Raw genomic sequence first — 26,015 nt, 5'->3', positions numbered from 1 at the left:
AATTTATAAAAAGGAGATTTATGAAAGATTTTAAATTTGCGGATATTGGAGAAGGGTTAACTGAAGGAACTGTTGGTGAAGTTTTTGTTAAAGTTGGCGACAAAGTTGATGAATTTGACCCTTTATTTTCAGTAGAAACAGACAAAGTAACAGAAGAAATAACTTCAATTGATGCTGGGATTGTTGGTGAAGTGCTAATTAAGCCCGGACAAGTAATTAAAGTTGGGGAAACTGTTGTTCGTATTAAAACTGGTGATAGTGCATCAAGTGCTCCTGCCAAAACAGAAGAAAAAGCTGAAGAAGGAAGTTCTGTAATTGGAGCTGTTCCTGTTTCTAATAACTTAATCCCGGCAAGAGGTGTTAAAACTTCAAGTGCACCGGCAAAAAGTGCACCTAAAACAACTATAGATCCAAACCAAACATTTGATTATGATTTAATCGTTGTTGGAGCAGGTCCTGGGGGGTATGTTGCAGCTATTCGTGCAGCACAATCTAATCTAAAAACACTAATTATTGAAAAAGAATATTTTGGTGGAGTTTGTTTAAATGTTGGATGTATTCCAACAAAAGCTTTACTAAAAAGTTCAAAAGTATATGACCTAATTAATCATGCTGACAAATATGGTATTGATATAACAGGTACAAAAGCATTTGCGCCAAACTGAGAAAAAATGATGGCTCGTAAAGATGATGTTGTTACAACATTAACAAAAGGTGTTCAAGCTTTACTAAATGCTAATAAAGTTAAAATCGTTAAAGGGACAGCTGTTGGTGTGGACGCACATACTGTTAAAGTTGGCAGCAAAAATTATACAACAAAAAATATGATTTTAGCAACAGGTTCTATTGCGAGAAGAATTAAAACACCTAACTTTGAAAAAGCATTTAAAGATGGATATGTAATTACATCAACTGAAGCACTTGCTTTACCAAAAATTCCTAAAAAATTAGTAGTTGTTGGTGGAGGAGTAATCGGTGTTGAATTTGCAGCTCTATACAGTAAATTAGGAACAGAAGTTACTATTTTACAAGGTTTATCAACAATTTTAGAGATGTTAGATAAAGATGTAATTAGTGTAATGGAAAAAGTTATTAAAGATAGTGGTATTAAAATTATCACAAACGCTAACGTTAAAGATATAAAAGGTAAATCTGTCGTTTATGAAGTAAATGGCAAAGAAGCTAAAATTACATCAGATTATTGTTTAGTTTCAATTGGTCGTGAATCAATTGTTGAAGGATTTGAAAGTATTGGATTAAATATTGGAGAACGTAAAAACTTTATTATTGATGATGCTTGTAAAACAAACATTCCAAGTATTTATGCAATTGGAGACGCAACTGGGCGTTCAATGTTAGCTCATACTGCATCAGCTCAAGGAATTTGTGCTGTTGAAAATATTTTAGGAAAAAATACAACTGTTAACTATAATAGAATTCCATCATGTATTTATACTTCACCAGAAGTTGCAAGTGTTGGATTTACAGAAGAGCAAATAAAAGATAAAAAAATAGAATATACTAAGTTTAAATTCCCGTTAGCAGCAAATGGTAAATCATTAGCTGATGGAGATACAGTAGGATTTGTTAAAATATTAGCTGAAAAAAAATATGGAGAAATTTTAGGGGCACACATCATTGGATCAACTGCTACTGATATGATTTCAGAAATTACAGCTGTTATGGAAACTGAAGGAACAATTGATGATTTAGGAAGTACAATCCACCCACATCCAACATTATCAGAAGCTGTTATGGAAACAGCACACGGTCTTTCTGGACATGCAATCCACGTTAAATCTTAATTTTATATAAACAAAAAAGAACTATTAAGTTCTTTTTTTATTTTTATAGAAAAGTACTTTTTATTTTACAAAGTGATTATTATTACAACAATTTTTATGGAAAGCAAAATTATACAATATATAATTAAAAATAGTTATCTAGAAAAAAAGGAGTAAGATGTTAAAATTTCCAAAAAGCTTTAAATTTGGAGCTGCAATTAGTGCTATGCAAACAGAGGGTAAGGGAACAACAAAAATTGGTAAATTAACTTTTGACGAGTTATTTGAAATTCAGCCCGAAAAATTCCATAATGGTATTGGTCCTTCAATAACTAGTGATATTATGAATCATTATAAAAGTGATATTAAAATGATGAAGGAAATGAAATTAGAAAGTTTAAGAACAGGATTTTCTTGAGCTAGATTATTTCCAGATGGAAAAACACTTAATAAAGAAGCTGTAAAGTATTATCATAATTTTATAGATGAACTTATTAAAAATGATGTCCAAGTATTTATGACTTTGTTTCATTTTGATATGCCTATGTGAGCTCAAAAAAAAGGTGCTTGAGCATCAAGAGAAGTTATTGAAAGTTTTACAAACTATTCAAAATTTGTTTTTGAAGAATATAAAGAAAAAGTTGAATTTTATGTTACTTTTAATGAACCGTTAAATCCAGTGCTTAATGGATATACTGGTAAAACACATTATCCTTGTATTGATGAACCTTTACAAGCTGTTGAGCAAGCTTATGGTATTTTTTTAGCACATGCAAAAGTAACTCAAGAGTTTTATAAAAATAATTTTAAAAATAGTAAAATAGGAATGGTTTTTGATTGAAATTATTCATATTCAATTGACCAGACAAAAGAAAACTTATATGCCGAAAAAGTTTTTGATGCGTATGTCAATCGTGGGTCATTTAATATATTTTACAATGGTACAATTAGTCCTTTATTAATTTCAACATTAAAAGAATATAATGCAGTTCCTAAACATTCAAAAGAAGAAATAGAAATTATTAAAAATACTAGAGTAGATTTTATGGGAGTAAATTATTATTTCCCCAGCAGAATTAGAGCTAAAAAACATAGTAATCCAAGATGAGCACTTGATTTAGTAGATAGATTTATTCCAGAAGGTGCTCGTATGAATCCTTTTAGGGGTTGAGAAATTGAACCTAATGGAATATATGATATTGCTATAGCAATAAAAAATGAATACAATAATGTTCCATGATACATTGCTGAAAACGGTATGGGTGTAGAAAATGAAGAAAAATATCGTGATAAAAGCGGTATGATTCAAGATGATTATCGAATAGCATATATTGAAGAACATTTAACAGCTTTAAAAAAAGGGATGGATGATGGTTCAAATTGTTTTGGGTATCATATGTGAACTTTAATGGATTGTTGAAGTTTTATGAATGCTTATAAAAATCGTTATGGATTTATTGAAGTTGATTTAAAAACCCAAAATAGAAAATTTAAAAAATCAGCTTTTTGATATAAAAATTTAATTGAAAACAAAGAAAAATAAAACACACTAGTGTTTTATTTTTACTTTATACACCATGCTACTTAAAAGATAATTAATAATAATTGATCTTGAAGATTCTAACATTGTTTTTCTATTTGAATAGTCTACAATAATTTTTTCTGAAAATTTATCAAATTTATGCCTTTGAGAAGGTGAAGTTATAATTAAAATATTGTCTGTTTTACATTTAAAAAGTTCATAATAATTTGTAACATATTCATTATCTAAACCAAAAGCAATTACTATTAACATATCTTTATCGGTAATTTGTTTTATTCAAGCTGCATTTGATTTTCTACTTATATTAAATCTTGCATCAATTTCACTTAATTGCAATTCACTTGCAAATAACTCTGCGTTAAATATTTGTTGATAAGAACTTATAAGAAATACCTTTTCAGAATCTTTTATTTTTGCTACTGCATTATTAACTATTTCTTTTTGCTCATCAATCATTGATAAGCTTTCTTCAATTATTTTTCTATAATTATCTATTCCATCTATACTTTTAAAATTAATATTTACATTTGCAAATTCATAATTTTCTATTTCAATTTTAACCCTAATAGCAAGTTCTCTAAAACCATCATAACCATTCTTTTTGGCAAATGTTGTTATAACAGACTCTGAACAACTTGCTCACTCTGAAGCTTCTAATATTTTTGGTGTTTTACCATATTCGATGCAATTCAGTATATAGCTTGCTATTAATGCTTTTGTTTTATTGGAAGTGGAATTTTTTATAATTTGCATTTTTTCTTTAATTGAAACAAACATGTAAACCTCTTTTAATTGATATTTTTCTTTTATAAAAAATACTTCTTGTTTTAAGAAGTACTTATTTCTTTAAATTATTATCTTGTTTATATTTAACAAAAACAAGATAATAATTTAGTAAAAGCAAATAGCAATTTTGTATTTATATTATCATTTTACAACAAATTTACAAAAGAAAGGATACACCATGGGTAAAAATAAAAAAGACTTTCAAGCTAACGCCAAACATTTATTTGATAGTTTGGGTGGATATGAAAATATTATTTCATTTTTTCATTGCATGACAAGAATCAGATTTAAATTAAAAAATTGAGATTTGATAGACAAAGAAGCTTTAAAAAATGCTGATTATATAACAGGTATAAATGAGTCAAAAAATAATGATCAATATCATATTATTATAGGATCCGATGTTGATAGATTTTATAAAATATTTTGTGAGATAAATAATTATGACTTAGACGGAAAAACAATAATAAACAGTAAAAATTCAGAAATTGATTTTAAAACATCACAAGCTGCAGAAATCAAAGGTATTAAGCAAAAAGTTAGAGGAACAGGATTGTTTAGCCGAGGATTAGCATTTATTTCTGCTGTTTTTACGCCAATTGTAATTCCGCTTGTTGGTTATGGGTTAATTTTAACAATATGATCTTTAATGACAGTGGAGTGAAGCGGAGCTGGTAGTAGTTTAAAAGATAACAGCCACTTTTTCCAAGAGTTCGTTGGGATATTGGATGTATTAGTTGGAGCATTTTCATTATTTATTACAGTTTCAATTGGTTATACAGTATTTAAAGCAATGAAATGTAATGTTATTTATGGAATTATTATTGCTGTTGTTTTAACAGCGCCAGGACTAGTTCCTATGGGCAATGTTCAACCAGAAGCAGGAGAAAATATATTAGAATCATATCCTGGATGAACTTTATTTGGGGACGGTACAGTTTATCCTTGAAAAATTAACTATAATGGACTAATCATTCCAATGATTATTGTTACCGTTTTAGGAGCATATATTGAAAGAGCAACTGAACGCATTAATAGCCCTACAGCAAAATTAATTTTAGCACCAATTCTTGTAATCGGGGGAGCTTTCCTATTTGGTATATTTATAATGGCTCCAATTGGTTTACTATTTACAACTTATTTATCAGTGGGTATTAATTGATTAAGTACCAATAATATTGCAAAATATATTGCAATTCCAATAATTGGAGGTCTTTATGGTCCATTAGTTATTACTGGTATGCATCACTCAATTACACCAATTATTTTACAGGGGCAAGCTGAGTTTGGTGGAACATTGTTACAAGGTTTTATAACTATTTCAAATATTTCTCAAGGTGTAGCTTCTTTAGCATTTATATATCTATACAGAAGAGTAAGAAAATTAAAGGACTTAGGTATTTCAAATGGAATATCAGCAATTGTGGGGGGGATAACAGAACCTTCACTATATACAATAAATTTAAAACATTTATTCCCTTTAATAGCAGCATCAATCGGAGTGTTTTGTGGGACATTAGTATTAACAGCTTCTAACACATATGCATTACAGGGTGCTTCATCAATCTTTGGTATTTTGATGTATCTTCATGCAGCTCCAGATGCTACAGGTGTTACAACCTGATTTGGGGGAGGTATTCTTTGGGGAATAATTTCTATTCTTACATCCGTGAGTGTAACCTTTATAATGACATTATTTTTAGGAAAATTAAAATTCTTTGCTAATAGGTCTAAATTAATTTTAGAAAATGAATATAATGTTGTTTTTGAAGAATTAAATAAAATATCAAAAAGTGATTGAAAAAATATAATATTAAATGAACGAAAAGCAAAAAAAGAAAATAAATATAACAATAAAAAACAAAAATCACTAAAGAATAAATAACCAAAACTCACAAGTTGAGTTTTTTTTTATTAATTTCCTTTGTGATATAATCAATATATTAATATAGGGGTTTTATGGCAAAAGTTTGAGATAAAATTAATAGTATAACAAACAGAATAAAAGAGTCTTCTAAAAAAAAGAAAATTTTAGGATCTCTTTTAGCTGTTATATATATTGGTGCTTTAATTCCTGTAGCATATTTTGGGACAATGTTTTTAACTGATTTAATTAGAACTGGTGGTGTTGAAACCGATGGTCCACTTCCAGATATTGATGAAGGTGGATATTATTTATTAGATTTTTCAGAAACAAATATATATAACATTAACCCAGAAACAAGAAAAACATTAGAAATAGTTGATTCTTTAGAAGGTGACAGTAAAGTTGCTTATTCAACAAGTTTAAGACTTGAGTTTTTATATAATGACATATTTAAAAATGCTGGAGAAGATTATATAAGTAAAAACTTTTTGTATGGAATAAAATATAGTGATCCAGAGAAAATTGTTATAAACAATATATATAAAGATACAAAAAGAAGAGAAAATGTAACATTAATTGATGTACAAAAAAACAATTTAAATATTAGAGAAAATTTACTTTATTTAGATATAACATATGATGGAGTACACCAACAAAATTTAGTTTTAATGCCAACAGGTTATGTGGGAATGGAAACTTTTAATAGTCGTTTTTTAAACTATAAATTAACTAATGGTATTAGAAAAAATGAAGATATAATAAATCCTTGAGATGATAAAACGCATATTTCTAATGCAATTGGTGATACACAAATTCTTGACATTGATACTTCTTTACCAAAGTTACAGTACAATGATTTGGTTTATGATAACTACAAAACAGTTTTTGAGAAGTTTTATTTAGAGAATACAGGAGATAATAAAGAATATTTACCATCAGGAATAAATCCGTTTGAAAATTTTGCTTTAATTGGAATGAAAGAAGATGATCAAATCTTTCCGCCAATTCCAGGATTTAACACAATGTTTAATTCTTACAATTACACATTAGATACAAAAGCTGTAACAAACGAAATTAGTTCACCATTAAAATCATCAATTGGTAGCATAGAGTTTGGGGAAAACTATTTAAGTCAGTTATTTGTTTTTTTAAAAAATATTGTCCCAACTACTAAAAACCCTAATCTTCAGTTACCAAGAGAGTTACTACCGGATGAATATAAAGAATTTTACGATTTTATACAGACATTTTCATTTAACCAAACAAATCCCGAGCAATTTTATTTAATGTTTTTACCAAAAGATAAATCAATTGGGGATTTAATTAATGATTTTTTCCCATATTTACAACAAGTAATAAATGGTGAAAAAACATTTTCAGAACTATTTGAAGAAATGAAGGATTCAATCTTAAATGAACAAGAAGCAAGTGAGTTTAGTTTTATTTTAGATTATTCAACACTACCATTTCAATTATTTTCATCAATTGAAACAAAAAATAGTAATTCAGCTGTTAACACTACAAATAGATTTATCAGTCAAAACAGAAACCTATACTTTAGTGATGAAACGCCAGGGTCAGACATAGTAAGAGTAAGGCATAACAAAACATTTACATTTAAGCCAAGAACATCAACTTTAGATTCAGAATATGATTTTATGGATATTAATTCAAGACACGAATTTTATAATGAAATTTATGCTAATGATTTTTTAAACTATGGAATGAAAGAATCATTTGTAGTTAATTTTAATCCAGAAATCGATGATAAAGATTCAGTTCAAAATAAAATGCTTAAAATGGTTTACGATAACATTATTGAAATAAATAACAACGGTTTATTTAACGCTTTTTTCCCAGAAGGGTTTACTTACAATCAATTTTTAATACAAATCAATTTAGATACTGAAATAGATTTCCTGATTTCATGAGTTCATCATGATAATATTAGTATATATAATAATACTTTTGAACAATTTATTGATAAGCTTTCTGAAACATCTATTTATGAATTAAGTAAGTTTTCGACAATAGATTTAATATTTGATTCAAAAGAAGCGGTTGAACCACAATACCAAAGTTTAAAACTTAGGTTTGATTTTAATATTTTATAACAGCCAAAAGGAGGCACTATGAAAAAACTATTAGCTATATTCTCATCTATTATGCTTTCAACAAGTGCTGCTGTAACTGTTGTAGCTTGTTCTGAATCTTTAGAACAAATTGGTGGAAAAGATGATATTTCAAATGAAATAACTATTTATGACAATATAAAAGTATTGGTGGGAATGGAAGATTTTTCACACCATATATTTCAATATGCTCTAGACAATGGTTACATTAACAACTTAGATATTAGAGATTTTGATTTAGAAAATCAAAAAGGAATATATGAGTTTGAAAGTGTCGATGAATCACCAAGGTCAGGTTTTATGATTCTAAGGGCTGTAGATGTTCCTGGGTATTTTGGAACAATTCAAATTAACTTTACAGTTACCCCAGCTGAAGGACGTGATTTTACTCAAACAATTGATCATCCATTAGACTACAATGTTACTGAAGATGTTTATTATAAAAACTATCAAAGTTTTTATCGTCAAATTTTTAATGATGTAATTATTAATGGGGACTATGAAGTTCCTTCAACTACATTTGAACATTATAAAATAATTCCATTTAACCATAGTGATATTGAAGATAAAGCTAATGAAATTGTGCCTATATCATTAAAGTTTGAATATTTTAATCCAACTGATGTTTTTCAATATGGAACCATTACAGTTAATACAAATGTTTTTAGAATTGAAGTTGATGGAGAAGTAGATATTTCAGATCTTAAAAACCCAAGTCAAGATGAAGTAAAACAATTAATTTGAGATAATTTTAAAGATTATTTAATGACAAATTATCCAGATGATTTTATAGATAATAAAGATCGCTATATTTATTCAAAATCATATGTTGAAATTCCAGAATTTGGTTTTACAGCAACATATCAATCACTTGCTAAAAGTACAATTAATGACTTTGAGTTTTATATTAATTATAATGTAGCAAAAAGCCCTGTTGAGGTACCGGGAGATGAAATTATCGTTCCAGAACCAATAAAAGTTTATGGGTTTGAACCAGATGTTTCACAGATTAATTATCAAAAAATATGAAGTAGCGCAATGAGTGGGTTAGGATTTTATGGCAGCGAAATTCCAGATATTAAAAAGTATGATATATCAACTTGAAATAGTGCGTTTACAAGAAGTTGACCTTTCCCAGGTTCAACTGTTACTAATGTTGCTTTAGATGTAAAAATTCCACCATTTGATAGTGAAATTGCAAAAGATTTTACAATATATGTTGATGTTATAAATATTTCTAATTATAAAATAGGTTTTATTCCATTAACGATTTATTCAAAATCACAATTTTTTACACCGCAAAGTGTAATGAATGATATTTGAGAATCATGAATTGATAGTGGAGCACACGGAGACTTACCAGAAGATTTAAATTTATATGATTACAATATTTCTCAGTTAGAAAATGCATATGAAGGTACAAATAATAAATGATACGAATACCAAGTAAACGGTGAGTTAAAAAGTGGAGATGAATCAAAAGATGGTTTCATTTTAAGTGGAGAAGTTAAGTTTATTACAAGTGCTTTAACAGGTAATCAAAACTTAAGTGATTTAGATATAACAGAAAACGTTGAGGGTGAATTAAGTGGCCCTGAAATTATTAATGAAGCTAACAAAATCTACAAATCTATTTTTGAAAAAATAATTGCAAGTGATTATTTTAATAATAAAGACTCATTCTTTTATGGATTTAAAAAGGAATTTTCAAATTGAAATAATACAAAAGCTATGAGTGAAATTACTAATTTATTAAGAAATAACACTCCTGGAAGTGATTATGATATAACAATTGAAATCCCATATAATGATGAAAATATATACGAAGGGTCAATTAAATTAACATTTACTATTAATTGAAGTTAAAATACTTTGTATTTTAACTTTTTATTTTTTGAATGATATAATAAGAAAAAGGTGGGTTTAATGCAAAAAAGAGATAAAAACAACGCAGTTGATAATAATGCTTTGTTAAAAAATATTAATCCCAACTATACTAGAATGTATTTTGGTTCTAAAAAAGAATTAGTGGGACGCGCTTTTATTTTAATAGCCCAAGCATTAATGATGGCTGTTGTTTTTATTGAGGCCGCTAGTTTTTCGTTTGCCATTACAGAACAAATCCCAATTCCAGCAATTTTTAACGACTTTGGTATTGGTGATGGAGTTTATAGATCAATAACTGTAATTATGGCAACTTTTGGTATTATTATTTCCTTAGTATTTTTAATTCCTATTTTTATTATTAGAAGTATTAGGGGTGTTAAAAAAATTAGTATAATATATTTAACATTTGGCACAATATTTACAATAGTTTTATTGGCATTATCAATTGTTAGTTATATTTATATACCAGTAAAGTATAATCTTTTAGGATTAGTTTTTTCTGCAATAATTATTGCTTTTGTTTTAATTGGAAGTTTAATTTTATTAATTACTTCAATAAAACAAAAAAATAAACTAGTTGAAGCAATTATTGAAAGTGAAAGCATGGTAGCGTAATGAAACACAAAGATAAATTTGAAGAACACAAAGAATATACGGCCCAAGAATATTCAACAAGAGTTTTAAATCAAAAAGTTTTACAAAAAAATAATCATCCAAATTTCAACACAAAATATCAAAGAAAATCTTTTGATGCTGGAAAAGAAAAACTTTTTTTCCAAACAAAAGGTGAAATATTCGGAAGAATATTTATTTTAATTTCTCAACTTGCAATAATTATAAGTTTGTTAATAAACTTTAATTTATATTTAGAAATATTTAAAGATATGATTTATAAACTTATTTATCTTATAGTGGGATCTGGCGTTCCTATGTGAGAATTTATTAAAGATTATATTGAAATTGCAGGCTCTGTTGTTACAGCAATTATTTTATTACTTGTTATTCTATCGACATTGCTTACAATTTTGCCAACATTGTTGGTTAAAGGTATGCGTGCATCATATGTTTGGGCTATCTTATTTATTTTTATTAATATTTTTAATATAATATTTTTAATGGCTTTAGCAATATATGGTTTTTTATTGTTAAGTTATGCAATTGATATATGAGTTATTTTAATGTTAGCTATTCCCGCTGCTTCTCTTTTGTTTCTTTATATTGGGATAATTTTTTGAACAGTTACTCTTAAAAAAGTTAGAAATAAAATAGAAAAAATGTGAGTAGCTCAAATAAGAGGAACATTATAATGTTTAATAAGTTTAGAGAAAAAAGAAACATCGATCGTTTATATTGAAATCTTAATTGAGAAATTATATTAAGGTTCATTATGCTGACAGGAGCAATCATCGGTTCTGTTGGTGGTTTTTTGGCAGCAATTTCTGTCATGAAAAGTTATTATCAAATCGATGTTATTGTTGGTAATATTTCAGCACAATATTATAAACAAATGTATATTACTTTTGGAATTGTCGGGTTTTTATTATCAATCTTATTCCATATTCCTCAAGCTATTATTTTTATTAGACACATTACTCGTAAAAATTTAAAAATTAATTTTGTTAGTAATATTATTATAAATATTATTTATACTACTTTAATAATTGGTTTATTAACATTTTTTATTACTTATTATAACTATATGTCACCAATGGTAATTTTGTCTTATGTGGCAATCATTGTTTCTTTTTTAACTTCTTTTATTGTGTCACTTTTATTTTTTAAAAAGTATACCAAGTATTTTGAGTTATTTAAAGAAAATATCTTTGATAGCGACTTACAAACCAACGAAGACTTAAAAAGAAAAATGAAAAAATTAGAATCTAAAAGAAGTAGTTTTTTAAAAAAAGTTGAAGAAGGGGATAAACGTTATGAAAATAAAAAGTAAAACATTAAAAATCATCTTTATCTCTACACTAAGTGTCTTTGTATCACTTTCTTTAGGGTTGGTTTTATTTTATATTTTTTCTCCATCAAATTTAAAAGTAAGTGATCCATTTAAAAATGCAAATAAGTTTGATGCTGAATTTATAGAAAACATTCATGAAGATTATTTTAAAAACGACAATCCAGAGTCTTTTGAGAAATTTTATATTGCAAACAGTGATAGTCGTGAATCTTTTGTTAGTGAATCTGAAAGTATAGATTCAAAATTAAATAATGTAGATTTCATTAAAAAAAATCAAAATTATTATGCAAAAATGTTTGAAGGAACACCTGGAACTTTTGAAAATGCAAATTATTTCAATATGAACGGAAAACAATACAAGTTTAAATTAGTTCCAATTATTTTGGAGTTTCCTTACCAAGATGGTCAAAATAAAAAAGGGATTGTAAAATTTAACAAAAAAATAGGCGAAAATCAGTGGTTTTACGAAGTTAAATATGCAGTTAAATTAGTTGGTTTTAGAAAAGGAAAAGCATTTGATTTAAACAAAACTTATGAATTAAATTTAAATTCTAACTTTTTTGGAGACTTCTTAAGTTTATCTTCAATGATATTTTTATCAAAAAATGATGTTTTAAAAAAGTTTACAAATAGTACAAGTTTAGCATTCAATGATACTGATTCAAATTTAAAAATGAAAATGTTAAATTATTTCTTTAATTTATCAAACATTCAAAATGAAAATTTAAGGTTTGACCAACAAATAGATGCCTCAAAGTATAGCGGAATTGTAGATGAACCATCAAATATTGCAAATTCATCACTAAATGATGATGTTTTACATCTTTTATTTGATAATCGTCAAATAAATTTAAATAACTTAGGAGCAAATATTTTTAGTAATAATAATGTAAATGGTTATCAAACAGCAAAATATTTACTAAATAAATTTGGGGGAAATAACGCTGTTGCAATAACTAATGAAACAACCTTTAAAAATATTGAAAATGGACAAAATGTTACACAAAGTGAAATTAATAATTATAAAGGTTATATTAGTGAATTGGGAGTAGAGCATGATGCTGATTGATATTCTCGTCATACAATTTTTAAAAATAACCTAAACGTATCTTTTTTAGGGCAATCAAATATTGTTAAAACGTATTATGATCAAATAACATATAAAGGTATTTCTGTGGCATTTGATAACTTAAATATAAATAATGCCTTTCAGCAAGCTGTTAATAAAATAACATATGATAGTTCTGGGGGAGATGTCAATAACTTATTATTGTCTGAAACAAATAATGTAAAAGCCTTCACTGAAAATTATTTTATTAATAATATTAAAGACCAAGATATTAAAAATAGTGTAATTAATAATAGATTAATTACTGAAATCTCAATTGATATTCAAGGTGGTGTTACTAGAAGTGACTTTGAACCAGTAAATGGAGCTAATCGCGGAAACAAAGATAAAGTTTTTGTTGATAGAAATTTTTCAATGCCATTAGTAGCGATTAATATTAATGTAAAAACAAATGATGGGCCAAAATCAATAAGTGGAAGTTTTTGATTAGAAGATGTAAGAAGAAACGATAATAATGGGGTCGATAAATATGATTTAGATGTCTTAAAAAGATATATAAGTATTAGTGACATGGAAACAAGAGATTCAAAATCATATCTAAATAGTAGAATTTTGTATGCAATTGAACAAGCTGAAAATGCTTGAGCAAGTTCATTATTGGATCCACGATTTGTTTTAGAAAATTCAGCTAACAATGCTTTCAGTATTAATATAATTGAACCTTCAGGTAGAAATAATAATAATAATTTAAAACTTGGAACATATGGTGTTAGTGTTGCAAGTAATTCTTCTTCGTTAAATTATAAAGGGCAATTTACAATTAATAACTTATTGAATGTAGATAAAACACCAATGAATAACTTTTATTTTTCAACAGAAAAAGAATTTACAACAGAAAATAATACAAATGATGTACAAAGATATATTGTAAATGATTTAAACAATGTTTTAAAAGGTGAGGGGATAAACTTTTCAATCAACGATGTTAACATTGATTTTAATAATGATGGTTCAAAACTTGAATTAGGAGAATATCAGATTTATGTCTCTGCAAAAAATACAGGTGATAACTTTATAAAGGGTCAAATAAAGTATATAATATCTATAAATACTTAGAGAAAGGTTGTTTATGCAAAAAAAACCAAAATTTGGTGAAAGTTTTCCCAATCAACAACAATTAGATATCGATTATGAAAAAGATCAATATGAAAAAGCGGTTGATAAGTTAGCTGAAGATGAAGTTAAAAAAATGAAGTTTTTTCAACCAATTCAGCACACCGATTTTTCTCAAAGAAGAATGTTTTTCGACAGCAACACAGAAATTATTGGTCGTATTTTTATAATATTGGCGCAAGTTTTAATGATTGGTATGTCTTATTTTATAGGGAAGTTTGTTTTACTTTCATTAGTTTCGGAAATTGTAGACACATCATCAGTTCAAATTTTTCCAGGTCTTTTATTACAAGATTTATTAGGAATTATTTTGTTAATTTTAACAGCCTTGGGTTCCTTGTTATATATTATCCCAATGTTAGCAATTAAAACGGCTGGAGCTGTTTATACATGATCTGTTTCTTATATTATTTTAGGAATTTTATCATTTTTATCATTACAACTGTTATGCTCAATATTTTTATTTGTAGCTTCATTATCTGCAGCTTTAGGTGGCTTACAAATAACACCTTTTGTTCCGGGAATGATGGTGGGAATTTTAATAATAACAATTATTCAAATAACAGGAGCAGCGCTTTTGGTTGGTAAATCAGATGATGTTAAGAAAAAGATTAGTTTAGAGGTTTAAGATGGAAAAAGATTTAATGATTAGTGAAAATACACAAACTGAAAATATAGAGGAAAACAAAACGGAAGATAACGTTAACGATCCAAAAGTTATTAGAAGACTTCGTTTAAATCAATTAATAAAAGAACTACAAAAAGGTATCTATGAAAAAGATGTTATTTTTAGGCTATCTTTATTAGCAATGTTAAGTGGAGAATCAATATTTTTACTAGGGAAACCCGGAATTGCTAAATCTTTAATATCTCGTCGTATGAAGTATGCGTTTACTAACGGAACAATTTTTGAATATTTAATGAGTAAGTTTTCAACTCCAGAAGAAATTTTTGGACCAATTTCAATCGAAGAACTACAAAAAGGGGTTTATTTAAGACTGATTGACAATTATTTACCATCAGCTGAGATTGCTTTTTTAGATGAAATTTGAAAAGCTGGTCCTTCAATTCAGAATACACTTTTAACAATCATCAATGAAAAAATATTTAGAAATGCTGGAAAAGATCAAAAAGTTCCTTTGAAATTATTAATTTCAGCTTCAAATGAATTACCAACAGAAGGTCAAGGGTTAGAAGCTTTATTTGACCGATTTATTATTCGTTATATTGCAAAAGGGCTAGAAGATGAAGATATTTTCAATGACATGTTAGCATCAACTGCAAATTTAGATATTAACATTGACCCAAATTTATCAATTAATCGTGAAGAATATGAAATTTGAAAAAAAGAAATTAGCAATGTTCAATTAACAGAATTTGTTTTTGACTTTATTAAAAGGTTTAGAAAAGAACTATGAATTGCAACAGAGGGTAATTATTATATATCCGATCGTAGATGAAAAAAAATAGTAGGATTAATGAGAGCTTCAGCATTTTTTAATGGGCGAGACAAGGTTGAAAAACCAGATCTAATGATCATCCCATACTGTATTTGAGATAATGAAGAGCAAGAAGAAATATATACATCAATATTTAATGAGTTTTATTTAAATTCTTTAACACACGATATTTTTATAAATCGTGAACAGTTAGAAAAAGAATTAGAAGATTTACAAAAAGAATACAATGAAGAGAAAAAATTATTAAACAAANAATCTATATATAAAAATGTTTTTAATGGAGAAATTGAAGGGCAATTTAACCGTATTTTTATAAACAATGAATATCCTATTTCATTTATTGAAGAAAAAGATTTTATTTTGATAAAAAATAATCGCGATCAAATTCAAAATATAAAAGTTTACATGGGAAAAGAACTTGATAAATTACACAAGACAGAAAAAATAAAATTTAAATATCATTCAGAAAAATCATTAATGAATATGGCAAATCAAGAAGTATATGAACTTGAAGTGCAAAATTCTTTAACAAATGATCAATCGCAAAGTTTAATAAAACGTATTTTAGATTTAGAAGCTAGAATTGATAAATTAGATTCAGCATTTGAGGATGAAAAAAATAAACTATTAAAACAACCAGCAATTTTTTGACCTGAACAATTTAAATTGGCTGTTGAAAATGCGTTTAGTAATATTGAAACAGAATTAGAAAATAAAGATAAGGGTATTCAAGAAAATACTTTTAATGATGAAGATATTTTTGAAGAATAGTATTTTTTAAAGGGGTTTATGAGCTTAGTTGATAGATTACAAAAACAAACAAAAAATGTTTTAGAAAATTTAAAATCAAAAGATTTAAGCAATCCAAAGTTTGTTAATTTTAGTAAAAACAACAGAACTATTTCCAAGTTATTTATCGAAAAAATTGATAAATTTTATGATCAAGATTTTCGTAAAGAAATTGAATCTTTAAAATTACCAAATAATTTATACAAAGAAGTATATCTTTATGAATGAACTAAAATAAATGGTTATAATGCTTTTAAGCAAAATTATGTAAAAATAGAAAACTTTTTGTATGACATTAATTCGGGATTTTTTAATACTTTACCGATCTATCGTAAAAAATTAATTAACCACTCATTAGAACCAAGATATATTTTTAATGATTTTATAATTAATTGGGAAAGATATTTATTTAAGAAAATATTTGATTATCGTCTGATTTTAATTGAAGAAAAGCGCCTAAAATTTTCACAAGAACTTTATAATTCAATTGAAATGGTTAAAAAATCAGAAAAGTCTTTAAAAACAGTATGAAACTTTTTTGGAAAAATAGTTGATTTTAACTTTGAAGCTAAAAAAGGAATTAACTTAAAAGTAATAGAAAAATTTTCACAAATCCTAGAAAAAAACCCTTCAATAAATGAAGTGGCTAAACTTTTAGGTCGTTTAAAGGGTGAAAGTAATTTATTAGAACAAAATTTATCAGAAAAAATTGTTATTAAAACTGAACAACAACCAATTGGTAACAACCCAGAAGAAATAGTGGGGGTAACAGAATCAAAAGATTTAGAACATATGTTACCGTTTGAATTAGTTTATTTATCAACACCGCAATTAAAACCTATTTTTTACAAAAAGTATGTAGAAAGTAAGTTAAATACATTTGAGTTTATTTCTTTAGATGATGTACCCGTAGAAGAGAAAGAAATTATCAAAACAGAGAAACCTGTTCCAAAAGATCGTGGGCCAATTGTTATTTGTTTAGACACATCAGCATCAATGATGGGGGGAGCTGAACAAATTGCTAAGGCGTTAACTTTAGCTGTTTCTAAAATAGCATTTAGAGAAAACCGTAAATGTTATATGATAAACTTTTCTCAAACAATTGAAACATACAACTTTTCTGACATAGCAAATTCTTTAGAAAAATTAACAAAGTTTTTGGCTAAAAGTTTTAACAGTGACACAAACTTTGATATTGCTTTAGAACACGCCTTAACAATTATGGATACTAAAGATTATTTTAACGCCGATGTTTTATTAATAAGTGATTTTTTAAATACAGATATTAGCGAAAGGTTAATTAACAATATCAAAGTTTTAAAAACTAGAAGAAATAGATTTAATGCTCTATGTATTGGGAATGATTATAATATTAAGTTTCAAGAAATCTTTGATAACTTTTGAAAATATAACCCTCGTGATACAAATGCAAATGAAAAATTAATATTAGAGTTAACAGATAACATTGCTAAAAGGTATAATAACTTTAAAGAAGCTAAAGATTATATGAATGATAGGAGAAATGAAAATGTTAACTAAAGAAAATTTATGCTATATTGCAGAAAAACAACAAACACTTGATCAAAAAATCCTAGAGGAAAAAAATATTATTTTTAATGATGAAATTGCTAACAAAAAATATTTAGCATACATTGTAGAGGTTGCAGAATTTTTAAACGAAGAAAGATCTTTTAAATTTTGATCTAACAAACCACCCTCAGGAAGAGAAATTTTATTAGAAGAATATGTTGACGCATTACACTTTATTGTAAGCATTGGAATTGATATTGGATTTATTTTTCATAATAGTAATGTTACAGAAAAAGCTTTAAAAATTTGCCAAGACACAACAACAAAAGAAGAACTATTTTTAAGTGTTTTTGAAAGTTTTATGGCTTTTACAAGTAAGAAGACTAAAAAAGCATACGAACAAACTGTTTCAACTTTTTTAGCAATTTCTTCATTTTTAAGTTTAAAACCAAATGAAATAATGATTGCTTATCAAAAAAAGAATGATGTAAATCATTCTAGACAAGAAAATAATTATTAAAATTTTATAAATTAATTATCAGGGTCGTTTTCGGCTCTTTCTTTTTGTTGCTTAAACTCTTCAAGAGATTTAATAAAAATTGCTTGAGTAGGGCAAACCATCGCAGCTTCTTCAAGTGCTAAATTATTATCTTTTGTGTTGGCTCATCCATCATCTTCATCCATGAAAAAAGTGTCTGTATCATCAATGGCTACACAACTAACACAAGCAATACATAAATCGGTATTAACATATGTTCTTTTGTTTTTTAATGTTCTATCTGCCATTTTTCCTCCAAAATATTAATATCTATATACCATTATTTTACATAAAAATGTATTAAATACCCATATATTATTTGTGATATAATTAAAAAAATGAGGCTTTTTCATGGAAACAAGAATAACTAGATTTAAAGAAATTCGCGACAAAATTAAAAACGAAATTAGAGAAGAAAAAAACACTAATTATAATGATTTTATTTCAAAGTACTTTAATGCTTTTTTAATTATTGATAAAGAACATTTTTCACAATTTAAAAGGAATTTTGATAAACAATTTATGTTTGCAAGATTTCAAATACAAGAAAATAATGAGTTAAAGCCATATAATGAAGACTTTTTAGAAAAGCTTTATCGAGTATTGGAAGATTTTGAAGAGTCTAATAACATTTTAATTAATAAAAATTTATCAGAAAAAACTCAAGCAACAATTATTAATAATGAAATACATAAATTTGATGTATTTAATAAAGATCGTTTTTTCAAGTATGAATCATTAATTAATGAAATTGAGGAAAAAGATAGTTATCATAAAAAACAAGTAGAGCCTTCGTTTGAAGAGGTTAAAAATATTAAAATCACAACAGGTAATTTGTCATTTGAAGAAATTAAAAATATTCGAAAAAAAGACAAACGTGTAACGCCAGACATGCTAAGAATTGTTACGCAAACAACAGAAGATAAAACACAAAAATTATTTAATAAATATAGAAAAAATAAAAATAAAAACAAACTTTATTTTATAATGTTTGGTGCTTTTTTATTAAGCATCATTGTTTTATTTGTACTAATATTTTTATTTATTTAATTTAAAAAAGGAGATAATATGGGAATAAATATAGCGATTGATGGACCTGCTGGGTCTGGAAAATCTACAGCCGGGAAAATACTAGCTAAAAAATTAAACTTAACATATTTTGATACAGGGTTAATGTATCGCGCCTTTACATATCATTGTTTTTTAAATCAAATAAATTTTAAAAATAAAGCAGAGATTATTAATTGTTTAAACACATTTAATTTTGATATCAGAAATAAAAATGAAATTTATTTAAATGATATTAAAATTACCAAAAAAATAACTTCAATTGAAGTTATTGAAAATATCAATTACATAACAAGTGTTTTTGAAGTTAGAGAAAAATTAGTGGAATTACAAAAAAAGTTTTATAAAGCCAGGTAATTTTGTAATTATTGGGCGAGACATTGGAACGGTAGTGTGTCCGCAAGCAGAATTTAAATTCTTTATAACAGCATCAGTTGAAAAAAGAGCTAAAAGAAGGCATAAACAAACATCAAAAATAACACTAGAAGAAACGAAAGAATTAATTATTGCTCGTGATAAGAATGACGAATCAAGATCAACTGGTCCATTAAAAAAAGCAGATGACGCTTTTGAAATTGATAACTCTAATTTAACACTAGAACAAACCGTTGGTGCAATGTTAAAAATAATGGAGAATAAAAATGGCTAGAAAAGGATTAGTAGCAATTGTTGGAAAACCAAATGTAGGTAAATCAACATTGTTCAATAGAATAATTAAAGATCGTTTATCAATTGTCGAAGATAAACCTGGAGTAACAAGAGACCGTATTTATGCAAAAACAGAATGATTAACAAGAGAGTTTAACATTGTTGATACGGGGGGAATTACTTTAGATAAAACAACAGACTTTCAAGCAGAAGTTAAAATGCAAGCTGAAATAGCAATAGAGGAAGCTGATGTAATTATTTTTGTACTTGGGTATAACATGGGATTAACTCAAGATGATGAAACAATAACAAAAATTTTATATAAAACAAATAAACCAATTATTTTAGCTTTAAATAAGTATGATAAAAATATTGATGAAAATGAATTATATGAATATTTTCAATTAGGATTTGGAATGCCGATTGCTATATCAAGTTCTCATGGTAGAGGTATTGGGGATTTATTAGATGATGTTATTTCTAAAATAGATATTAAAGAAGAAGAAAAAGATGAAAACACAGTTAGCTTTTCAATTATTGGAAAACCAAATGTTGGTAAATCTTCTTTAACTAATGCAATATTAAATGAACAAAGAGTAATTGTTTCCGATATTGCAGGAACAACAACAGATGCTATAGACTCACGCTTTACAAGAAACAAACAAGATTATGTTGTTATTGACACTGCTGGTATTAGAAGAAAAGGTAAAGTTTATGAAAACGTTGAAAAATACAGTGTTCTTAGAACTTTAAAAGCAATTGAAAGATCAGATATAGTTATTTTAATGTTAGATGTGACAGAAGATATTTCAGATCAAGATACAAATATTGGGGGGATTGCTTTTGAACAAGGTAAACCCGTAATAATTGCTATGAATAAATGAGATGCTTATAAAGATAAAACTGAAAAATCAATGGAAAAAATTACAAAGAACATTAGAGCCTACTTTAAATATTTAGCATATGCTAAAATAATTTTTCTATCAGCTTTAGAAAACAAAAGGGTTAATACGCTTTTTGATACAATAAATTATGTAAAAGAAGGTGTTGATAAAAAAGTTCAAACAAGTGTTTTAAATGAAGTTTTTGTTAAAGCACAATTATTGCACCCGGCACCAGACTTTAATGGTGGAAGATTAAAAATTTATTATGTAACACAAAGTAAATCATCAACAATACCAACATTTTTATTCTTTTGTAATAATCCTGTACATTTACATTTTTCATACAAAAGATTTTTAGAAAACCAATTAAGAGATCAATTTGGATTTGATGGAGTTCCAATCAAATTATTATTTAGAGAAAGGAAATAGATATTTTATGAAAAAACCAATTATATTAGCAATTTTAGATGGATGAGGAATTGATAAAGACAACAAAGGGAATGCTGTAACTCAAGGAGCAATGCCATTTACTGAAAGTTTAAAAAATAAATATCCTAGCTTAGAAGCGCATGCTGCTGGAGAATGAGTTGGACTTCCTGATGGACAAATGGGAAATTCAGAAGTAGGGCACATTCATTTAGGTGCTGGTCGTATTAAATATGAATCATTATCATTGATAAACAAAGAAATTAAAGATAAAACATTTGATAAAAACAAAACATTACTTGCAAGCATTGAAAACGCTGTTAAAAATAACAGCAAGTTTCATATCATGGGGCTGTTTTCAAATGGTGGTGTTCACTCACATATTGAACATATTTTTGCTTTATACCGTTTAGCTGTAAAGGCTGGTTTAAAAGATATTTATTTACACGCATTTGCTGATGGAAGAGATACAAAACCTGAATTAGTAAAACAATTTATTAAAGAATTTTATGTATTAAAACAAGAATTAAAAGTTGGAGAAATCGCAACTATTTCTGGTCGTTACTATGCAATGGATCGTGATAAAAGATTTGAAAGAACTGAAAATGCTTTTGATAATTTAGTAAAACATACAGGAAACAAGTATGAAGATCTATTAACTTATGTTGATAAACAATACAGTGATGGTAAGAATGATGAGTTTATTGAACCAGCATTTAATTCAACATTAAAAAATAGTTTAATTGAAGAAAATGATTCAGTTGTTTTTGCAAACTTTAGACCAGATCGCGCAATTCAATTAGCAAGTTTTTTAACAAATAAAGATTATACATATTCTCCAAAAAACTTTGTAAAAAATATTCATTTTGTTTCAATGATGAAATATTCTGAAACAGTTAAATCAAACAATATTGCTTTTAAAGCGATTGAGGTTGTTAATGGGTTAGGTGAATGATTAAGCAAAAAAGATGTTAAACAATTAAGAATTGCTGAAACAGAAAAAATTGCTCACGTCACATTCTTCTTTGATGGTGGAAAAGATTATTTCAAAAATGGAACAGCTAAGAAAAGTGAAATTGGCATTCCAAACGCTGATTGTTTATTAGTGCCATCACCAAATGTTGCAACATATGATTTAAAACCAGAAATGGCGGCAAGAGAAATTACAACAGCTTTAATTGGAGAATTAGAGAAAAATATTTATGATGTAATTATTTTAAACTATGCTAATTGTGACATGGTAGGACATACTGGTGATTTAGAAGCTACAAAAAAAGCTGTTAAAGTAATGGATGAGTGTATAGAAAAATTATACAAAGCATCAAAAGTTAATAACGCAACTTTAATCATTACAGCAGATCATGGTAATGCTGAAGTTATGTTAGATGAAAATAATGAAGTTAATAAAAAACACACTTCTAATTTAGTGCCAATTATCATTACAGATAGTTCTTTAGTATTAAATGAAAAAGACCCAGCAATAGCTGACGTTGCTCCAACAATATTAGAAATGCTAAATGTTGAAAAACCAAAAGAAATGACAAGACCAAGTTTAATTTTAAAAAAATAAATTAAGTTTATATTGTAAAAATTATATTAAAGTAGTATCATTAAAAAATAATTAAATATATAAAATCTTGTATATGTCGACATAATGGGTTGGCGTTTCTACATTACACCGATGTAATTCTATAAGTAGTGCTCTTAAAGAGATTTTCTTATTGTTAATCTTTTTGAGAGCATTTTTATTTTTAAGGAGAAAAATGGAAAAAACACAAATTATTATTCTTGATTTTGGTAGTCAGTACACACAGTTATTAGCCAGAAGAATAAGAGAACTTAATGTTTTAGCGAAAGTTGTTAATAAAACAATTTCAGCTAACAAACTAAAAAAATATGAAAATTTAAAAGGGATTATTTTATCAGGAGGACCTGATAGTGTTTATAACAATCAGCAAGAAAATTTTGATAAAGAAATTTTAAATTTAAATATTCCAATACTAGGTGTTTGTTATGGTTTACAATTAATAGCTCATTCATTTGGAGGAATTGTAACATCAGCTGATAAGCAAGAGTTTGGTAAAGCAAGTTTAAATATTGTGGATAATAATAATTTATTATTTTTAAACATTCCTGATAATAAAAAAGTTTGAATGAGTCACAGCGATCATATAGAAAAAATGCCAAATGACTTTACAGTTTTGGCAAACTCTGAAAACTCAATTGCAGCTATTAAACATAAAACAAAAAGTATTTATGGAATTCAATTTCATGCCGAAACAACACAAACAGAGTACGGTTCACAAATTATTAGCAACTTTATTTTTGATATTGCTAAATGTGAAAAAGATTGATTTGTAGATCAATTTATTACACAAAAAATATCAGAAATAAAAAGTGTTGTTAAAAAAGAAAAAATAATTTTAGGGTTAAGTGGAGGAGTAGACTCTTCTGTTGCGGCTGTTTTATTGTCAAAGGCTGTTGGAAAACAACTTACATGTATTTTTGTCGACAATGGTTTGCTAAGAGATAACGAGCAAGAACTAATTATGAGTACTTATAAAAAAGACTTTGATATTAATGTAAGGGTTATTAATGCTCAAGAACTTTTTTATAAAAATTTAAAAGGCATTACAGAACCGGAAGCTAAAAGAAAAATTATTGGAAAATTATTTATTGATGTTTTTGAACAAGCTGCAAAAGATTTAAAAGGAGATCATAAATTTTTAGCACAAGGAACAATTTATTCTGATGTAATTGAATCTAGTAAAGATAACACAGCTTCAAAAACAATTAAATCACATCATAATGTTGGTGGAATGCCAGATGATATATCATTTGAAATTATTGAACCTTTAAATCAATTATTTAAAGATGAAGTAAGAGCTGTTGGTCGAGAGTTAGGGTTACCTGATAAAATAATTAATCGTCATCCGTTTCCTGGTCCTGGTTTAGGGATTAGAGTAATTGGAGAAGTTACCAAAGAAAAATGCGATATTTTAAGACAAGTTGATAAAATATTTATCGATATTTTAACAGAAGAAAACTTATATGGTGAAATTGATCAAGCCCTTGCTGTTCTTTTGCCAATAAAAACTGTTGGAGTAATGGGTGACAATAGAACTTATGAATATGTGGCTGGCTTAAGGTGTATTAACACAGTTGATTTTATGACAGCAACAGCATCACATTTACCGTGAAGTGTTATTGATAAAATGGTTAGCAAAATTATAAATGAAGTAAAAAGAGTTAATAGAGTGGTATATGATGTAACATCAAAGCCACCGGGAACAATAGAGTGGGAGTAATATATGAATAATAATTTAAACAATAAACTTTTAGATTTGGGATTAACATTTGATGATGTTTTATTAGTTCCACAAAAAAGTGAAGTATTACCTAATGAAGTAAATTTAAAAACAAGATTATCAAAAAATATTAATTTAAACATACCGTTTATAAGTGCAGCGATGGATACTGTCACTGAACATTCAATGGTTATTGATTTAGCTTTAATGGGAGCTACAGGTGTTATCCATAAAAACTTATCTATTAAAGAACAAGCTTTAGAAGTTGAGAAAGTTAAAAAAATAAAAGTTAACTTTCAAAAACATCCTCAAGCATTAGTTGATAAAGAAAATAAATTAATTGTGGGAGCTGCTGTTTCTAATGGTGATAATACTATTGATAGAGTAAGTGAGCTAGTTAAAAAAGGTGTAGACTTTATAGTTTTAGATTCAGCTCATGGTCATTCAAAAAATATAATTAATACTTTAAAAAACATTAAAAGTAATTTTTCTAATGTTGATGTTATAGTGGGAAACATTGCAACATATCAAGCAGCAAAAGATTTAGTAGAAGCTGGAGCTGATGGATTAAAAGTTGGTATTGGTCCTGGAAGTATTTGTACAACAAGAGTAGTTGCCGGAGTTGGTGTTCCGCAAATTACAGCTATAGCTAACGTTTATGAATACTGTGCAAAAATTGATATGCCATTTATTGCTGATGGAGGAATAAAGTATTCTGGTGATGTTGTCAAAGCTATTGCAACCGGAGCTAATTGTGTAATGCTTGGTTCTATGTTTTCCGGAACTTTACAAGCTCCAGGAGAGGTAATAATTATTAATGGTCAAAAATATAAATCATATGTTGGGATGGGGAGTATTGCTGCAATGGAAAGAGGATCAAAAGATCGTTATTTTCAAGAGCACTCTAAAAAATTAGTCCCAGAGGGAATTGAGTCAATGGTTGAATTTAAAGGTGATGTTAAAGATATTGTCTTTCAAATGATTGGTGGACTTAAATCTGGAATGGGATATACTGGCGCTAAAAATATTGAAGAATTAAGAACAAATGCAAAATTCGTAAGAATAACAGGGGCGGGGTTGAAAGAATCACATCCTCATAGTTTAGAAATTATTTCAAGTGCACCAAATTACAAAAAATAAATAAAAAACAAAGACAC

Annotated in this window: 22 protein-coding genes and 1 riboswitch; of the genes, 20 read left to right on the top strand and 2 right to left on the bottom strand. The window is 27.0% G+C overall.

Annotation, left to right across the window (positions count from 1 at the left end):
• Positions 1–20 precede the first annotated feature (20 nt).
• Both lpdA and NPX79_RS01150 read left to right on the top strand, forming a co-directional pair.
• Positions 21–1,805: a dihydrolipoyl dehydrogenase gene (gene lpdA, locus NPX79_RS01155; protein WP_381415301.1), complete on the top strand. Its 1,785-nt coding sequence runs from the start codon at positions 21–23 to the stop codon at positions 1,803–1,805.
• A 157-nt stretch (positions 1,806–1,962) separates the two neighbouring features.
• The gene (locus NPX79_RS01150; RefSeq protein ID WP_381415300.1) at positions 1,963–3,327 is read left to right on the top strand and encodes a glycoside hydrolase family 1 protein; all 1,365 of its coding nucleotides are present in this window, start codon (positions 1,963–1,965) and stop codon (positions 3,325–3,327) included.
• Positions 3,328–3,333: 6 nt separating this feature from the next.
• On the opposite strand, the gene NPX79_RS01145 is transcribed toward NPX79_RS01150, so the two are convergent.
• Positions 3,334–4,104, bottom strand: a complete 771-nt coding sequence (locus NPX79_RS01145) for a hypothetical protein (RefSeq protein WP_381415299.1) — start codon at positions 4,102–4,104, stop codon at positions 3,334–3,336.
• 187 nt (positions 4,105–4,291) lie between these two features.
• Between NPX79_RS01145 and NPX79_RS01140 the strand changes: the two genes are divergently transcribed.
• The 11 genes from NPX79_RS01140 (at position 4,292) to NPX79_RS01090 (ending at position 18,506) form a co-directional block, all read left to right on the top strand.
• A complete protein-coding gene (locus NPX79_RS01140) occupies positions 4,292–5,998 on the top strand; it encodes a PTS transporter subunit EIIB (RefSeq protein WP_381415298.1) in 1,707 nt (568 codons plus the stop codon).
• A gap of 74 nt (positions 5,999–6,072) precedes the next feature.
• A complete protein-coding gene (locus tag NPX79_RS01135; RefSeq protein WP_381415297.1) occupies positions 6,073–8,094 on the top strand; it encodes a hypothetical protein in 2,022 nt (673 codons plus the stop codon).
• A gap of 18 nt (positions 8,095–8,112) precedes the next feature.
• A complete protein-coding gene (locus tag NPX79_RS01130; RefSeq protein ID WP_381415296.1) occupies positions 8,113–9,978 on the top strand; it encodes a lipoprotein in 1,866 nt (621 codons plus the stop codon).
• 60 nt (positions 9,979–10,038) lie between these two features.
• A complete protein-coding gene (locus NPX79_RS01125) occupies positions 10,039–10,614 on the top strand; it encodes a hypothetical protein (RefSeq protein ID WP_381415295.1) in 576 nt (191 codons plus the stop codon).
• Positions 10,614–11,306: a hypothetical protein gene (locus NPX79_RS01120; protein ID WP_381415294.1), complete on the top strand. Its 693-nt coding sequence runs from the start codon at positions 10,614–10,616 to the stop codon at positions 11,304–11,306. Before NPX79_RS01125 ends, NPX79_RS01120 begins: the two co-directional genes overlap by 1 nt.
• Positions 11,306–11,944 carry a hypothetical protein gene (locus NPX79_RS01115; protein ID WP_381415293.1) on the top strand — a complete coding sequence of 213 codons (639 nt, stop codon included), beginning with the start codon at positions 11,306–11,308 and terminating at the stop codon, positions 11,942–11,944. The genes NPX79_RS01120 and NPX79_RS01115 overlap by 1 nt, the downstream gene beginning before the upstream one ends.
• Positions 11,928–14,150: a hypothetical protein gene (locus tag NPX79_RS01110; protein WP_381415292.1), complete on the top strand. Its 2,223-nt coding sequence runs from the start codon at positions 11,928–11,930 to the stop codon at positions 14,148–14,150. Before NPX79_RS01115 ends, NPX79_RS01110 begins: the two co-directional genes overlap by 17 nt.
• A gap of 13 nt (positions 14,151–14,163) precedes the next feature.
• Entirely contained in the window at positions 14,164–14,835 is a 672-nt protein-coding gene (locus tag NPX79_RS01105) for a hypothetical protein (protein WP_381415291.1), read from the top strand.
• Between the two features lies 1 nt (position 14,836).
• Positions 14,837–16,438 carry an AAA family ATPase gene (locus NPX79_RS01100; protein ID WP_381415290.1) on the top strand — a complete coding sequence of 534 codons (1,602 nt, stop codon included), beginning with the start codon at positions 14,837–14,839 and terminating at the stop codon, positions 16,436–16,438.
• Between the two features lie 18 nt (positions 16,439–16,456).
• Positions 16,457–17,995, top strand: coding sequence for a VWA domain-containing protein (locus NPX79_RS01095; RefSeq protein ID WP_381415289.1), 1,539 nt, complete (start codon positions 16,457–16,459; stop codon positions 17,993–17,995).
• Positions 17,985–18,506 carry a dUTP diphosphatase gene (locus tag NPX79_RS01090; protein WP_381415288.1) on the top strand — a complete coding sequence of 174 codons (522 nt, stop codon included), beginning with the start codon at positions 17,985–17,987 and terminating at the stop codon, positions 18,504–18,506. The genes NPX79_RS01095 and NPX79_RS01090 overlap by 11 nt, the downstream gene beginning before the upstream one ends.
• A gap of 11 nt (positions 18,507–18,517) precedes the next feature.
• Here NPX79_RS01090 and NPX79_RS01085 read toward each other — a convergent pair whose 3' ends face one another.
• Positions 18,518–18,772 carry a ferredoxin gene (locus NPX79_RS01085; RefSeq protein WP_381415287.1) on the bottom strand — a complete coding sequence of 85 codons (255 nt, stop codon included), beginning with the start codon at positions 18,770–18,772 and terminating at the stop codon, positions 18,518–18,520.
• Between the two features lie 103 nt (positions 18,773–18,875).
• On the opposite strand from NPX79_RS01085, the gene NPX79_RS01080 reads away from it, so the two are divergent.
• The 7 genes from NPX79_RS01080 (at position 18,876) to NPX79_RS01050 (ending at position 25,998) form a co-directional block, all read left to right on the top strand.
• A complete protein-coding gene (locus NPX79_RS01080) occupies positions 18,876–19,574 on the top strand; it encodes a hypothetical protein (RefSeq protein WP_381415286.1) in 699 nt (232 codons plus the stop codon).
• A gap of 18 nt (positions 19,575–19,592) precedes the next feature.
• Complete coding sequence (locus NPX79_RS01075; RefSeq protein ID WP_381415285.1) at positions 19,593–19,949, top strand: (d)CMP kinase; 357 nt, start codon at positions 19,593–19,595, stop codon at positions 19,947–19,949.
• 34 nt (positions 19,950–19,983) lie between these two features.
• Positions 19,984–20,241: a (d)CMP kinase gene (locus NPX79_RS01070; RefSeq protein WP_381415284.1), complete on the top strand. Its 258-nt coding sequence runs from the start codon at positions 19,984–19,986 to the stop codon at positions 20,239–20,241.
• Positions 20,234–21,553: a ribosome biogenesis GTPase Der gene (der, locus tag NPX79_RS01065; RefSeq protein WP_381415283.1), complete on the top strand. Its 1,320-nt coding sequence runs from the start codon at positions 20,234–20,236 to the stop codon at positions 21,551–21,553. The genes NPX79_RS01070 and der overlap by 8 nt, the downstream gene beginning before the upstream one ends.
• A gap of 7 nt (positions 21,554–21,560) precedes the next feature.
• Positions 21,561–23,120, top strand: a complete 1,560-nt coding sequence (gene gpmI, locus NPX79_RS01060; RefSeq protein ID WP_381415282.1) for a 2,3-bisphosphoglycerate-independent phosphoglycerate mutase — start codon at positions 21,561–21,563, stop codon at positions 23,118–23,120.
• A gap of 47 nt (positions 23,121–23,167) precedes the next feature.
• Positions 23,168–23,262, top strand: a riboswitch (purine riboswitch).
• 51 nt (positions 23,263–23,313) lie between these two features.
• Positions 23,314–24,858, top strand: coding sequence for a glutamine-hydrolyzing GMP synthase (gene guaA / locus NPX79_RS01055; protein WP_381415281.1), 1,545 nt, complete (start codon positions 23,314–23,316; stop codon positions 24,856–24,858).
• Between the two features lie 3 nt (positions 24,859–24,861).
• Positions 24,862–25,998, top strand: coding sequence for an IMP dehydrogenase (locus tag NPX79_RS01050; protein WP_381415280.1), 1,137 nt, complete (start codon positions 24,862–24,864; stop codon positions 25,996–25,998).
• Positions 25,999–26,015: the final 17 nt, after the last annotated feature.

It is taken from the genome of Spiroplasma endosymbiont of Anurida maritima (genome assembly GCF_042465095.1).
In the GTDB taxonomy this organism is placed as follows: Bacteria; Bacillota_I; Bacilli_A; order Mycoplasmatales; family Mycoplasmataceae.
The sequence above is the reverse complement of the archived record's forward strand: the minus strand, read 5'-3'. Positions and strand labels throughout refer to the sequence as shown.